The organism is Pseudomonas sp. MWU13-2105 (genome assembly GCF_023242315.1).
Lineage (GTDB): Bacteria > Pseudomonadota > Gammaproteobacteria > Pseudomonadales > Pseudomonadaceae > Aquipseudomonas.
Map to the genome: position 1 here is coordinate 70,534 of NZ_JALLIY010000016.1, position 13,830 is coordinate 84,363.

The window sequence follows — 13,830 nt, forward strand, 5'->3', positions numbered from 1 at the left end:
ATGACTGAACTCAATACTTCGAACACCCGTCTGCAAGGCAAAGTGGCCATCGTCACCGGTGCCGGCTGCGTAGGGCCTGGCTGGGGCAATGGTCGCGCCGTGGCCGTACTGTTCGCCCAGGCCGGCGCGAAAATCTTTGCGGTCGACAAGAACCTCGATGCCATGGAGGAAACCATCCGCCGCATCAAGGACATCGGCGGGGACGTCGTGTCGCTCGCCTGCGACGTCACCAACAGTGAATCCGTCGCCGCGATGGTTGCCACCTGCAAGGAGACCTATGGGCGGGTGGATATTCTGGTCAATAACGTCGGTGGCTCTTCAGCCGGCGGTGCCGTGGCGCTGGACGAGGACAAATGGGACGCGCAGATCGCCTTGAACCTCAAGAGCGTCTACCTGACTTGCAAGCATGTGCTGCCGATCATGGACGCCCAGGGCAGTGGCTCGATCATCAACACCGCCTCGACTTCCGGCATCCGCTGGACCGGTTCGGCACAAGTAGCCTATGCCGCCAGCAAGGCCGGTGTGATTCAGCTATCGCGAGTAACAGCGGTCGAATACGCCAAGAAAGGCATCCGCGTGAACACCGTCGTCCCCGGCCAATTGCATACCCCGATGGTGGAAGTACGCCTGGCCGGGCAACGTACCGGCGGTGACATCGACAAGCTGCTCGATAGCCGCCTGGCACGAATTCCCCTGGGCTTCATGGGCGACGGCCGGGACACCGCGAACGCGGCGCTATTCCTGGCCAGCGACGAATCCCGTTTCGTGACCGGTACCGAAATCATCGTCGACGGCGGCATGACCGCTCGCTGCGACTGATCTGCACGCCCGGCCTTCATTGGCAGGGCTTTTCCTGATTCGAGCCGATGACCATGCATACACTCCTTCCAGCAGGCACGTGGGATTGCCATACCCACATCTACGGTCCGTGGGACCAATTCCCGCTGCCGGCCAAGGCCGCCTACCACCCCGCGCCCGCGCCGTTCGAGGCGCTGCTTGAGCTGCATCGACGCCTGGGTATCGATCACGGGGTGCTGGTGCAGGCCGCGCCCTACGGCACCGACCATTGCGCCATCCTCTCTGCCATTGCCGCCGGCAACGGACGCTATCGTGGCATCGGGTTGATCGACGACAGCACCACCGACGATCAGCTCCAGGCGTTGCATGAGGGTGGGTTGCGCGGCATCCGTTTCAACTTGATGGGACATCTTCCCGGCAACCGTGACCCGGAGTATCTGCGCCGACTTGCCGAACGCGTCGCGCCCTTGGGCTGGCACGTGCTCCTGCACGGTGAAATTGACGTTCTGCTGCCCGTGCTCGACGCCTGGAAAACCCTGCATACGCCGCTGGTCATCGACCATATGGCGCGCCTGGACCTGAGCAGGCCGGTCGAAGAGGCCCCGCTCAAGGCACTGGAGCAGCATCTGAAACGAGCGGACCGCTGGATCAAGGTGTCGGGCATCGACCGCGCCATGCAAGGCGCTGCTGGTCCTTGGCCACAAGGCTTGTCCTGGGTCCGACGGTTCCTCGAATGTGCCCCGGACAGGACGATCTGGGGTTCCGACTGGCCACATCCGAACGTCAAGGGCGAGGTACCCGACGACGCCCTGTTGCTGGACTTCGTGCTCCAGGCCTGTGCCGACCCCGCGGTAGCACAGGCGGTTCTGGTCACCAATCCAAACACCCTGTACCGCTGAAGCCGACCTTCTGGAGAAACCGACCGTGTCCGACTTTCCCTGGCAACCCAGCCTGCGAACCCCCGACCCCGCCGTTCGCGAACTCGACCCGCGCTTCAGCCATTATCGGCTGGCGCATGCCAAGATCGAGCGCGTCGCGGGCGACCTGCGTTGGGCCGAAGGGCCGGTGTGGTTCGGTGACGCTCGCCATGTGCTGTTCACGGACTTGCCCAACGACCGAATCCTCAAATGGGACGAGCAAAGCGGCGCGCTCAGTGTATGGCGCTACCCGTCGAACCAGGCCAATGGCATGACGCGCGACCGCCAGGGCCGGCTGATCGTCTGCGAGCACGGCGGCCGCAGGGTCACGCGTACCGAATATGACGGCAGCCAGACGGTACTGGCCAGCCATTTCCTGGGGCTGCCGCTCAACTCCCCCAATGACGTGGTGGTCAAGTCCGACGACTCGATCTGGTTCACCGACCCACCCTTCGGGTTGGCAAGCGACTACATGGGGCAAAAGGGTTGTGCGCAACTTCCTGCCAACCTCTATCGCATCGACCCGCTCAATGGCGAGTTGAGCTGTGTCGCCGAAGGTGTGCAAGGTCCCAACGGACTGGCCTTTTCACCGGACGAAAAAACCCTGTACGTCGTCGAGTCCCGCGCACGACCGCGCACCATCAAAGCCTTCAACGTCAGCGAAGGCCAGGTACTCGATGGCGGAAAAGTGTTGATCGATGCCGGTGTCGGTACGCCTGACGGTTTCCGTATCGATATCGATGGCAACCTCTGGTGTGGCTGGGGTAGCGGCGAGGCAAGCCTGGATGGTGTGCGCGTGTTCGCCCCGGACGGCACCGCCATCGGTCATATCGACTTACCAGAGCGCTGCGCCAACTTGTGCTTCGCAGGCCCCAAGCGCAACCGGCTGCTGATGGCTTCCACCACCTCGCTTTATTCGCTTTACGTGAATACCCGCGGCGCCACCTGAGAGGTGTCGACCGTTGATCTGCAACCCCCAACCCCAAAAGGTACAGTCGTGAAAAAAACAACAAAAGCGTCGCTTATGGTATCCGCTGGCCTCGGCAGTCTGCTCGCTGTCAGCGCCCAACTGCAGGCCGCCGAGTTGCATGTCATTGCCACCGGCGCACTCAAGGGTGCCATGCAACACCTGCAGCCGGCCTACGAGAAAGCCAGCGGCAACAAGCTGCTGATCAGTTGGGGTCCATCGATGGGCGAGTCGCCAGATTCGATCCCTCAGCGGGTGCTGCACAAAGAGCCCATGGATCTGGCGATCATGGCCGCCGAAACACTGGAGCAACTCTCGGGCACTGGCTCATTCGAAATGACCACTCGCACGCAGATAGCCTCCTCTCGGATCGGAGTTGGCGTCCCCAAGGGCCAGCCAAAACCCGATATTTCATCGGTGGACGCTCTGCGCCAGGCACTCCTGAACGCCAAGCGGGTCGCGTATTCGCAAGGCGCCAGCGGCGTCTACATCTCGACGACCCTGTTCAATCAGCTCGGCATCAGCGAACAGATGAAATCGAAAAGCGTGGTGATTGAAGGCAAGGAACTGGTGGGGACGGCCTTGGCTCGCGGCGATGCCGAACTGGGCATGCAGCAGGTCAGCGAGTTGAAAGTCACCCCCGGTGTCGACTTCGTCGGCTCGCTGCCCGACAAGGTTCAAAAGATCAGCCTGTTCACCGCCGTGGTGGCCAAACAATCGACTCAATCGGCCGCCGCCAAATCCTTCATCGAATACCTGACCAGCAAGCCGGCCATTCAGTTGCTTGAAGAGAGCGGCCTGGAACCCGGCAAGACCCTTTGATTTTTCAACGACACCGGAGAATAACAATGAAAAAATTCGCCTTGAACCTCTGCGCGGTGGCCATGCTGAGCGCCTGCGCCTGCGCATTTGCCGGCCCTGCCCTGCAACAAGACGTAATCAAGTACGGCAACATACAGATCGACGTAACGTCCCAAGGCAAGGGTCCCGTCATTGTCATGCTGCCCTCCCTCGGTCGCTCGGGACGTGACTACGACCAGGTGGCGGCGGATCTGCAGGCCAAGGGTTTCCGGGTGGTACGCCCTGAACCGCGCGGCATCGGCAAAAGCGTCGGCCCCATGGAGAACCTCTCCGTTCATGATTTTGCCAAGGACGTCGCCGCCGTCGTCGAACATGAAAAATCCGGGCCCGTGGTGGTGGTCGGTCATGCCTGGGGCAACTTCCCGGCGCGGCAGTTGGCCGCTGATCGTCCTGACCTGGTCCGCGGCGTTGTGCTGGCTGCCGCTTCGGCCGGCAAGGTACCACCAGGTTCGACAGAAAAGCCCATCGGTCCGGAAATGCGCAAGGCCATCGACGGTGCCGGCGACCTGTCCCTGTCAAAGGAGCAGCGCCTGATCTACCTCAAGGAAGCGTTCTTTGCACCGGGCAATGATCCGACTGGTTGGCTCGACGGATGGCACGAAGCGACACATGAAGCTGAATCCCATGCGCGCAACACCACTCCGGTGGACGACTATTTTGCCGCTGGCAAGGCGCCGATTCTTGACCTGCAGGGTGAAGATGACGCAGTTGCACCCCGCCGATTCTCACAGGTACTGAAGAACATGCTCGGGGACCGGGTTTCGGTAGTCGTGCTGAAAAAAGCCGGCCATGCCATGGCTCCCGAACAACCACAAGCCATGGCGGATGCAATCGCTTCCTTTGCCAGCAAGACCTATGGCCTGAAAGCCAAATAACCCATACCCACCCAGGCGCGGCGTCGTTCAAGGCCCGCGCCTGATCCTCCTTGAGGTGCATGACGACACTGTGCCCATGAACGTCTTGCCCCTGCCGGGCAGGCTCGATCGCGGCCAAGGCCGGCTGGCGCGGCCTTTTCGCCCTGGACTTGCGACGGTCCAGTCACCCGCGATCTGCTCGGGCTCATCCGCCTGCGCGATAGGCGCCTGGAGAAAGTCCCGGGGAGACGCCGTAGCCAGGAACCGGTCCGCTGCCAGAGAAACACCCCATCAACGCCTCCAACCCCATCGGCCTGGCAAAATAATAGCCCTGGGCCTGCCCCGCGCCCATTTCGCGCAGCAACTCAAGCGTCGCGGCGTCCTCGACCCCTTCGGCCACCACGCTCAGGTCCAGGGATTCGGCCATCCGCACAATCGCCCGGACAATCGCACGACTGCGGGAACTGCTGGTCAGTTCGAGGATAAACGACTTGTCGATCTTCAAGCCGCTGAAACGGTATTGATGCACATAACTCAAGGATGAAAACCCCGCACCGAAATCATCGAGCACCACCGACATACCGTTGTCGGCCAGTTGTTGCATGGTGCGTCGAGCCATCGCCGGCTCCGCCACCAGGGCACCTTCGGTCAGCTCCAGGCAGATCCGCGACGGCGCGACCTGATGCTGCGCCAGCAATGCAAGCACTTCGTTGGCGAAGTCCGTGCGCGTCATGCTGTAGCTGGAGCAATTGACGTGCACCGGCGGCCAGTTGGCGTGCTGCGGTTGGGCGAGGATCACGGCAACGCGGCTCAGCATGTACAGATCCAGTCGACCGATCAGGCGCAAACCCTCGAAGTCCGGCAGGAACTCGCCCGGCGCAATCACCCGGCCGCCCGGCTGATGCCAGCGGACCAGCGCTTCCAGGGCCAGCAGTTCGCCGCTTTCGACACTGACAATCGGCTGGAAATACGGCAGCAGTTCGTCGGTGCGCTTGAGAGCGTTGCGCAAGGCCCCTTCACGCTCAACCTGGTCCGAGACTTCACGGCGCACTTCCTGGTTGAACACCGCGTAGCTGTCGCGCCCGGCACTCTTGACCCGGTACATCGCCGCATCGGCATCACGCAGCAGGTCGGCCGGCTCGTGGTGGAACTGGCTGTCGGCGCTGACAATACCGACGCTGCAGGACGAAAAAACCTCATGGCCATTGATGAGGAACGGCAGGTCAAACGCCACCAGGATCCGTTCGGCAATGTCGATCACCACGTCCAGCGGCGCCTCGGGAGCGAGCACGGCGAACTCATCGCCACCCAGGCGCGCCAGCAGGTCGGTGTCGCGCAGGCAGGCGCGCAAACGGTCGGCGGCCTGCATCAGCAGCAGGTCGCCAAAATGATGGCCGAGGCTGTCATTGACCATCTTGAAACGGTCGAGGTCGATAAACATCACCGCCAGGTGCCCGCCTTCGCTGTCGAACCGCGACCAGGCCTGGTTGAGACGCTGTTGCAGGTAGGTACGGTTCGCCAGCCCGGTCAGCGCATCGTGGGCGTTTTCATGTTGCAGCTTGGCATTGGCATGATCGAGTTCGCGGGTACGGTTCTGCACCCGGGCTTCGAGCATGAGGTTGGCGGCGTGGATCGCTTCAGCGGCCGTGCGCCGCGACAGCGCCGTGTCGATGTGCCGCGATACGAACGTCAGCAGTTCCTGGTCACGCAGGGTGTAGCGCACCTGCGAGGTGTAGCTTTGTACGGCAAGCACGCCCCGCACCACGTCGCCATCGAACAATGGAATGCCCAGCCAGGAGTAGGCGCGGACGGACTCATGGGCCCTTTCGGTTTCGCCGCTCGCCGACAAACGCTCGGACTCGGCGGCGTCGATCAGGCACGGGCGCCGCTGACGGATAACGTACTCGGTCAAGCCCCGGCGCCCGCGCCGTGCCTCCGGGCAGATGGCCTGTCGCTCATCGACATAGTACGGGAAGGTCACTTCGCCGGTCGCGTCGTCGAACAGCGCAATGTAGAAGTTCTGCGCGAACAGCAGCTCGCCGACGATGCCATGCAGGGTTTGAAACAACTCGGCCATGTCGCCAGGTTGGCTCGACAGTTCGGCAATCTGGAACAGCGCGCTCTGCAGATGTTCGGCGCGCTCCCGGTCGAGCACTTCCTGCCGCAAGGCATCGTTGAGCGCCGACAGCTCCAGGGTACGACGCAGCACCGTCTCTTCCAGGTCGGCCCGGTGCAGGATCCGGTCCAGGGCCATGGCCACGTGGCGGGCCACCACCAGAAACAGCGCGCGGTCTTCGGCGCTGTAGATACGGGCAACGTCGTAGACCTGCATCGCCAGCATGCCAAACACCTCATCCGAGGCATTTTTCAACGGTGCGCCCATCCAGAACTCGGGACGCTCACCCACGCAGTGGAAACTGCCCCAGGCCTGGGCCGCGAGAATGCCGGCGGAGTCGATCAACAGCGGCTGGCCGCTGGTCAACACCTGGCCGGTCAAGGACAGGTGCGCGGGGTCAAGGTATTCGTAGTTCTCGGCCTCCAGGGCATCCACGTCGATAATGTCGACGTAGTACGGATAGTCGATCTTGCCACTGAGCGGGTCATAAAGCGCGAGGTAGAAGTTCTCGGCGTCGATCAGGCTGGCCAGCAGTTGGTGAACCCCCACCAGGAACACCGAGCGGTCGCGGGTCGAACTGGCCAGGTAGGTAATCTCATACAGCACGCGCTGAGTGATCTGTGCACGGGCCAGGGTGTTGGTCTGCACCTCAATGCCCAGGCGCCGGGCAAACTCGGCGAGCGCCGGTTCCGCGGCATCCTTGACCGGCGCGAGCAGCCAACCCAGCACGCTTTCGCCTTTGCCGGTCGGCCAGCGGTGCAGCTGGTGGCTCAGGCAAAAGGCGTCAAACGCTTCATGGGCAATGCTTGAGGGCCAGTACAGCGACGGGTCGCCCTGCCCGACCCGGTGCATTTGTTCTCCAGCGCGGTAAACCACCCAGGCGGTGGTATGGGCCCAGTTGCGCGCGGAGTCCAGCAAGTGTCCGATCGTGCCTTCGTTACCCACGTAGGCCATGCCAGGCGTATCCGGAGTCCCTTGCAGTTGAGAGCCGATAACATCGCAATCGTTCGATTGCTGCGGGGAGTCGGTTAATGGATGAACACTCATCAGCGATCCCTGGGCCAAGAATTGGAAACACTCAATGACTGATTACTAGCAATGTGCCTTGCAAGTAAAGCCTATAGCGTTTTTTTCAATCGTTTATTTGCTTTGCTGCCAAGCGTAGCTGAAGTGACCCCAGATTGATGGCATACTGCCTTCACTGATTCAAGGCTCTTCCATTTCCCCTGACAATAGACAACAGGACGTCTTATGCACGCTTCGAAAACCCTTCTGCTGACCTGCGCGCTCGTCATTGCCGGTTGCGCCAGCCAACCTGCGCTGCCTCCGCCGGTATTTCCGGGACTCGAACAATCCGACAAAATCAGCATCCAGGACTTGCGCCCGCATAGCGAGAGCGAAAAGGAAATCTTCAGCCTGCTGGTCACCAGCAGCGCCTATGCCATTTATCGTGTAGCGGACGGCTCGACCAAACCGACAGGCGTGCGCCTGCTGGCCCACCGCGCCTATGAGAAGTTTCCGCAGTTGAGCAGCCAACCGACAATCAAGGTGCTGCACTTTGTGACCTACGCCAACCTGCAGTCGCAACTGCGCAAGAACGCGCTGCTTGCCGGGTTCACCGGACCGATCGGCGTTGTGCTCATGGCGGATAAGCAGTTCCCTGCCGGAGAAGTCCTGACCACCCGCATCGACAGCACGCAGCTGGAAAAAACCGCGGGCGATGAGGAATACACCCGTGCGTATTTCAGCGAGGAGGAGAACCCGAAAAAGGCGCCGGTGAATCTCATCTATATCGATACGGAAATGCTTGGGCAACGTGTGGCCACCCGCTGCCTGGTACCGCCCGTGGCGTCCAAGCCCCACCTGTTCCTGGTAGAGGCGATCGATATGTGCATCGCCAATCATCTGGCGCTGTATGACAGCGCTGGCGCGCAAAAGGAGACGGCCGCCAAGTGATGGGGTGAGGGCTTTGGGTCGGTTGCCGCCTTTTGTGACAGGCGGCAACCGGCCAACAGCGGATGACAAGCACTGCCTGATGCCTGTCAGTTGAGAGCAATCTCAGGTCGGGTCAAGATTTGTGACGGTCACACCAGATAAATCAGAATCGGTTTTCAAGGCATCGGTCGCTTTATCACAGCCACCCAGCAACAACGCTCTCCACTCAACCATGGGCAAACCGCCGCATGCTGCTAGCCGCTTGCCCGACTGCCGCCGGGACGTCCACTTCAACCCCTAGCAGGCTCAGCAACCGTGCCCGGATCGCCTGGAAACCGTCCTGACCCGTGTCCCGCACCCGAGGCAAATCGATGATCAACTGCTCGGCAATCTTGCCATCGGCCAGGACAATCACACGGTCGGCCAGCAGGATCGCCTCGTCAACGTCGTGGGTGACCAGCAGCACGGCCGGCGTGTGTTTGCGCCACAACTCGATGATCAACCGATGCATCTTGATCCGGGTCAAGGCGTCCAGCGCGGCGAAAGGTTCATCCAGCAGCAGCAACTTGGGTTCGCGTACCAGACCACGGGCCAACGCCACGCGCTGGGCCTCCCCACCCGAGAGTGTCGCCGGGTAGGCGTCCAGCCGATGGGCCAGCCCCACCTCCGTCAACGCCTGCACCGCGCGCGCCTTGGCGTCGGGGATGCGCAGGCCAAGGATCACGTTTTTCCAGGCACGCTTCCAAGGCATCAACCGCGGCTCCTGAAACACTGCCGCCCGGGCCTTGGGCACGCGTAACTGGCCACTGTCGATGCTGTCCAGCCCGGCCAGGCTGCGCAGCAAGGTGGTCTTGCCGGAACCGCTGGCGCCCAGCAGTGCGACAAACTCTCCGGGGGCAATGTCCAGGTCCAGGCCGTCGATGACCCGTTGCTGGCCGAACTGGCGCACCACATTACGCAACTGTACCGGTGCCGCTAAAGTCTCGATATTCGACATGTCAGTTCCTCACGAAAGATGGGCGCCAGGCCAGGGCGAAACGCTCCAGGGTGCGGATCAGGCCATCGATCAGCAGGCCGAGGACGCTGTAGATCAACAGGCAAATCACAATCACGTCGGTGCGCATGAAGTCACGCGCATCGCTGGCCAGGTAACCGATGCCGGCGGTGGTGTTGATTTGCTCGACAAACACCAGGGCCAGCCAGGAAATCCCCAGGGAATAGCGCAGGCCGACAAAGAACGAAGGCAACGAGCCCGGCAGGATCACATGCCAGATCAGCTCACGCCGATTGAGCCCCAGGGTGTTGGCGGCCTCGATCAACTTGGGGTCGATGTTACGGATACCGGCGAACAGGTTGAGGTATACCGGAAAGGTGGTGCCGGCGACGATCAGCGCGATCTTGGTGAACTCGCCGATGCCGAACCAGAGGATGAACAACGGCACCAGGGCCAGCGAAGGGATCGTGCGCAGCATCTGCATCGGCGAATCGAGAATCACCTCGCCGCGCTTGGACAGGCCGCTGATCAGCGCCGCCAGCACGCCGATACTGACGCCGATGCTCAGGCCCAGCAGCGCCCGCTGCAGGGACACCAGCAGGTGCTTGCCCAATTCGCCGGAAACGATCATCGCCCACAAGGTGCCACCGATCTGCGACGGAGCGGCGATGACCCGTTGCGGGATCAGACCCAGCTCGGAGGCCAACTCCCACAGCAGCAGCAGCATGATCGGGCTGAGTAACCGCAACAGCACCTCGGGGGTGCGCCAGTTGCGCAGCCACAGGGGGATCAGCCGCGCTACGCCTTCAGGCTCGCCCTGCAAGCGAGCCGCCTTGTCGACGGAAAACGAGCTGGCATTGAGGGGCTTTTCATTCATCAGGCTTCCTTCCTCGTAAAGAACACGGCCAGGAGCGCCGCTGCAGTTTCATGCTATTCGCATAAAAAACCACAGTGAAATTCTTTTTGGGAATAACCTAATATGATTATAAATCAGATAGAAAATACACAAAATAAATTATTTACATAATAAAGCCTCACAGGCCGCAGCCCTCGCCGCTCACGCTTCCTCACCAGCACAAAATGCGCACTTCTGATAATTTCATATCTTTAAAATTCTACAAATTAATAATTAACTTAGAACAAAACGGCATTTTACAGCCCTGCCCCCCGCCCCTATTTTCGAACCCTGCAGACCAGACCGCTGCCAGGCTGGCCTATGACTTCTGATCCATCCGTCCCTCACAAGGAACTGACCATGAGCATTGAATTTATCGGTTATATCGGCGGCCACCACGCTTCGGAGATCCATCCCCGTAGTGGCCCGATCTTGCAACCCGACTACGTCGAAACCGTCGCTCGCGCCCACGAAGCCGCCGGTTTCGACCGTGCCCTGGTAGCCTTCCACTCCAACAGCCCGGACAGCACGCTTATCGCCGCCCACGCGGCCAGCGTGACAACAAAACTGCAGTTCCTGATTGCCCATAGACCCGGATTTGCCCAACCGACCCTGGCTGCCCGCCAGTTCGCCACCCTGGACGTGTTCAACGGCGGGCGCACTGCCGTCCACATCATCACCGGTGGCGACGATCGCGAACTGCGGGCTGACGGCAGCCATATCGGCAAGGACGAACGCTACGCCCGCACGGATGAATACCTCAGCGTGGTGCGCCAGGAGTGGACCAGTGAGCAGCCCTTTGACCATCACGGCACCTATTACCAGGTCGAGGGCGCGTACTCGACGGTAAGGTCGCCGCAACAGCCGCATATCCCGCTGTATTTTGGCGGTTCTTCAGCGGCGGCTATCGCCGTGGCGGGCAAACATGCGGACGTGTATGCGCTGTGGGGTGAAACCTACGAGCAGGTACGCGAAGTGGTGACCCAGGTACGAGCTGAAGCAGCCAAACATGGCCGGACGATTCGCTTCAGTTTGTCGTTGCGGCCGATCCTGGCCGAGACCGAGGAATTGGCGTGGGCGCGTGCCGAGCAGATTCTGCAACAGGCTAGCGCCTTGGCCGAGCAGAACGGTTTTGTGCGGCGCGAACCGCCGAATGAGGGGTCTCGTCGTCTACTGGCGGCGGCGGCCCAGGGCGCGAGGCTGGACAAGCGCCTATGGACCGGAATTGCCGGGTTGCTGGGCGCGCAAGGCAATTCGACGTCACTGGTGGGCACCGCTGAACAAGTGGCACAGGCTCTGCTCGACTATTACGACCTCGGTATCACGACCTTCCTGATTCGCGGCTTCGACCCACTCAATGATGCCATCGACTATGGCGAACGCCTGATCCCCCTGACCCGTCAGTTGGTCGCGGAACGCGAGAGGCAGGCCGCTGAAAGGGCCGCATAGACCGGCTATTGGAAAGGCCCGGGGTTGAAACCACTACAGAACCCACCCCTCCGCCAAGGAAGAGGGGTGGACATCCACTCACCCGTGGCTTATCAGGCCCAGCTCAATTTTTGTAGTCGGTATCGGTACGCTCCAACTGTCGAATCAGCGCATTCCAATGCCGCGCCACCCCCGGCCCATCCCCGCTCTTGAACACCTCTGCCTGCTGCTCGACCTTGGCCACCACCTCGGCTGGCGGGAAGATCAACTCGGCATTCCCCGCCGCCTGCGCCGCGATCTGAATATTGCACGCCCGCTCCAACCCATGCAGCTGCTGGAATGCATGTTCGACACTGATCCCGGCCGTCAACAACCCGTGGTTGCGCAGGATCATCACACTCTTGTCCCCCAGATCCGCCACCAGCCGTTCACGCTCATCCAGATCCAGGGCCACCCCTTCATAGCCGTGGTAAGCCACCCGCCCGGAAAAACCAATGGCGTGCTGGGAAATCGGCAACAACCCATCCTTCTGCGCCGACACCGCAATGCCATCACGGGTATGGGTATGCAACACCGCTTGCAGGTCAGGACGAGCACCGTGAATGGCACTGTGGATCACATAGCCGGCATAGTTGATACCCAGCCCGGTAGGGTCGTCGACCAGGGTGCCATCGATGTCCACCTTGACCAGGTTGGAGGCGCTGATTTCATCGAACAGCAATCCGAAGGCATTGATCAGGAAATGCTCCTCGGGGCCCGGTACCCGGGCGGAGAAATGGGTGTAGATGTGATCGGTCCACTTATACAAAGCCGCCAGCCGATAGGCAGCAGCCAGCTTGACGCGGACCTCCCACTCTTCTGGAGTGACCCGCAACCGGAGATTGTTCGAGACGCTGGATAACGGACTGACATTGCTCATGGCAAAACTTCCTGGATGGCCTTAAGGACTTCCAGGCAAGCCTATGGGATGGAAAAAAATAATAAAAAGCACATTTTAATCTAAGCTAATTATCATTTTTTTTCATATTTAACATCGAAATCATGCCGCGTTTCTAATTTTCTGCAACGATGCCGCCACCAGCTTGCCAAAGGCATCCACCGGCCCTTGCAGATTGCCGAGGAAGTGCGGGTAGATCAGCCACAGGTCCATCACCGGTTTGAAGTCCTTGAGGGGCATGACCGCCAACTGCTCGCGGTGGACGCTGCGTTCCAGCAACGGCCGTGGTACCAGGCCCAGGCCCAGGCCGTCAGCCACCAGGCCCAACTGCAACTCGGTACCGAAGGTTTCCAGGTTGACCCGCAAGGCCAGCCCCTGATCCGACAGGGTACGTTGCAGCCCGGCGCGGAAGCCGCAGCCATCGGGGTTGAGGATCCAGCCGTTCTGGTAGACATCCGCCAGCTTGCAGGAGCGCTTGGGCAACTGGGCCTTGGTACACACCACCACCAGCTCCATCTTGCCGATGGATTCGCCGACGATGTTGTCCGGGAAGATCTTGCCCGCCGGAAACAGTGCCGCCGCCGCGTCCAGCTCACCGCGCTCGATCTTGCCGACCAACTGGCTGCCCCAGCCGGTGGCCACCTGCGCGCGCAGGTCGGGGTATTCGCCGCGCAAGTGCTTGAGGGCGTCCAGCAGCACCACATCGCCGATGGTTTGCGGCACGCCGAGGCGCAACAGCCCGCTGGGAGGGGCGTCGGTGGCCACCAATTCGCGCAGCGCATCCATCTCTCGCAGGATCAGACGGCACTGTTCATAAACCCGGGTTCCGATCAACGTCGGCTTGAGCGGTTTGGTGTTACGGTCGAACAACTCCACTCCCAGCGCCTGCTCAAAGTTCTGCACGCGACGGGTGATCGCCGGCTGGGTCAATTGCAACGACTCGGCGGCATGGCTGATGGACTGGCAACGAATCACTTCGACAAAGGCATCGATATCGTCAATTTTCATTTGGGCCGCACATAGAGAACAGTCATTAAGATGTGTGAAAAGCATAGTTCCATTAGCAACGCCTGGATAGCCCACCCGCCTATCGATAACGTCTAACGCTATTCAGACCAGTTCTAAATT

General features: G+C 61.0%; 12 protein-coding genes. 7 read left to right on the forward strand and 5 right to left on the reverse strand.

The features are described from left to right. From M5B96_RS22735 to M5B96_RS22755, 5 genes are all read left to right on the forward strand, one after another. Complete coding sequence (locus tag M5B96_RS22735; protein ID WP_248799247.1) at positions 1-819, forward strand: SDR family NAD(P)-dependent oxidoreductase; 819 nt, start codon at positions 1-3, stop codon at positions 817-819. Positions 820-872: 53 nt separating this feature from the next. Then, positions 873-1,697: an amidohydrolase family protein gene (locus M5B96_RS22740; protein WP_248799248.1), complete on the forward strand. Its 825-nt coding sequence runs from the start codon at positions 873-875 to the stop codon at positions 1,695-1,697. A gap of 25 nt (positions 1,698-1,722) precedes the next feature. Continuing rightward, positions 1,723-2,664, forward strand: coding sequence for an SMP-30/gluconolactonase/LRE family protein (locus tag M5B96_RS22745; RefSeq protein ID WP_248799249.1), 942 nt, complete (start codon positions 1,723-1,725; stop codon positions 2,662-2,664). Between the two features lie 75 nt (positions 2,665-2,739). Beyond that, complete coding sequence (locus M5B96_RS22750; protein ID WP_248799250.1) at positions 2,740-3,504, forward strand: substrate-binding domain-containing protein; 765 nt, start codon at positions 2,740-2,742, stop codon at positions 3,502-3,504. A 26-nt stretch (positions 3,505-3,530) separates the two neighbouring features. Beyond that, positions 3,531-4,418, forward strand: a complete 888-nt coding sequence (locus tag M5B96_RS22755) for an alpha/beta fold hydrolase (protein ID WP_248799251.1) — start codon at positions 3,531-3,533, stop codon at positions 4,416-4,418. A 184-nt stretch (positions 4,419-4,602) separates the two neighbouring features. Here M5B96_RS22755 and M5B96_RS22760 read toward each other — a convergent pair whose 3' ends face one another. Then, positions 4,603-7,560 carry an EAL domain-containing protein gene (locus tag M5B96_RS22760; RefSeq protein ID WP_248799252.1) on the reverse strand — a complete coding sequence of 986 codons (2,958 nt, stop codon included), beginning with the start codon at positions 7,558-7,560 and terminating at the stop codon, positions 4,603-4,605. A 204-nt stretch (positions 7,561-7,764) separates the two neighbouring features. On the opposite strand from M5B96_RS22760, the gene M5B96_RS22765 reads away from it, so the two are divergent. Then, complete coding sequence (locus tag M5B96_RS22765) at positions 7,765-8,469, forward strand: hypothetical protein (protein WP_248799253.1); 705 nt, start codon at positions 7,765-7,767, stop codon at positions 8,467-8,469. A 205-nt stretch (positions 8,470-8,674) separates the two neighbouring features. Here M5B96_RS22765 and M5B96_RS22770 read toward each other — a convergent pair whose 3' ends face one another. Next, the gene (locus M5B96_RS22770) at positions 8,675-9,445 is read right to left on the reverse strand and encodes an ABC transporter ATP-binding protein (protein WP_248799254.1); all 771 of its coding nucleotides are present in this window, start codon (positions 9,443-9,445) and stop codon (positions 8,675-8,677) included. Position 9,446: 1 nt separating this feature from the next. Then, positions 9,447-10,319, reverse strand: coding sequence for an ABC transporter permease (locus M5B96_RS22775; protein ID WP_248799255.1), 873 nt, complete (start codon positions 10,317-10,319; stop codon positions 9,447-9,449). A gap of 378 nt (positions 10,320-10,697) precedes the next feature. On the opposite strand from M5B96_RS22775, the gene M5B96_RS22780 reads away from it, so the two are divergent. Then, complete coding sequence (locus M5B96_RS22780) at positions 10,698-11,786, forward strand: LLM class flavin-dependent oxidoreductase (RefSeq protein WP_248799256.1); 1,089 nt, start codon at positions 10,698-10,700, stop codon at positions 11,784-11,786. Positions 11,787-11,889: 103 nt separating this feature from the next. On the opposite strand, the gene M5B96_RS22785 is transcribed toward M5B96_RS22780, so the two are convergent. Both M5B96_RS22785 and M5B96_RS22790 read right to left on the reverse strand, forming a co-directional pair. After that, a complete protein-coding gene (locus M5B96_RS22785; RefSeq protein WP_248799257.1) occupies positions 11,890-12,684 on the reverse strand; it encodes a class II aldolase/adducin family protein in 795 nt (264 codons plus the stop codon). A 120-nt stretch (positions 12,685-12,804) separates the two neighbouring features. Next, the gene (locus M5B96_RS22790; RefSeq protein WP_248799258.1) at positions 12,805-13,710 is read right to left on the reverse strand and encodes a LysR family transcriptional regulator; all 906 of its coding nucleotides are present in this window, start codon (positions 13,708-13,710) and stop codon (positions 12,805-12,807) included. Between the last annotated feature and the right edge of the window lie 120 nt (positions 13,711-13,830).

Coding starts and splice junctions, on each gene's coding strand:
- M5B96_RS22735 (WP_248799247.1), top strand. CDS start 1: ATGACTGAACTCAATACTTCGAACACCCGTCTGCAAGGCAAAGTGGCC.
- M5B96_RS22740 (WP_248799248.1), top strand. CDS start 873: ATGCATACACTCCTTCCAGCAGGCACGTGGGATTGCCATACCCACATC.
- M5B96_RS22750 (WP_248799250.1), top strand. CDS start 2,740: ATGGTATCCGCTGGCCTCGGCAGTCTGCTCGCTGTCAGCGCCCAACTG.
- M5B96_RS22755 (WP_248799251.1), top strand. CDS start 3,531: ATGAAAAAATTCGCCTTGAACCTCTGCGCGGTGGCCATGCTGAGCGCC.
- M5B96_RS22760 (WP_248799252.1), bottom strand. CDS start 7,560: ATGAGTGTTCATCCATTAACCGACTCCCCGCAGCAATCGAACGATTGC.
- M5B96_RS22765 (WP_248799253.1), top strand. CDS start 7,765: ATGCACGCTTCGAAAACCCTTCTGCTGACCTGCGCGCTCGTCATTGCC.
- M5B96_RS22770 (WP_248799254.1), bottom strand. CDS start 9,445: ATGTCGAATATCGAGACTTTAGCGGCACCGGTACAGTTGCGTAATGTG.
- M5B96_RS22775 (WP_248799255.1), bottom strand. CDS start 10,319: ATGAATGAAAAGCCCCTCAATGCCAGCTCGTTTTCCGTCGACAAGGCG.
- M5B96_RS22780 (WP_248799256.1), top strand. CDS start 10,698: ATGAGCATTGAATTTATCGGTTATATCGGCGGCCACCACGCTTCGGAG.
- M5B96_RS22785 (WP_248799257.1), bottom strand. CDS start 12,684: ATGAGCAATGTCAGTCCGTTATCCAGCGTCTCGAACAATCTCCGGTTG.
- M5B96_RS22790 (WP_248799258.1), bottom strand. CDS start 13,710: ATGAAAATTGACGATATCGATGCCTTTGTCGAAGTGATTCGTTGCCAG.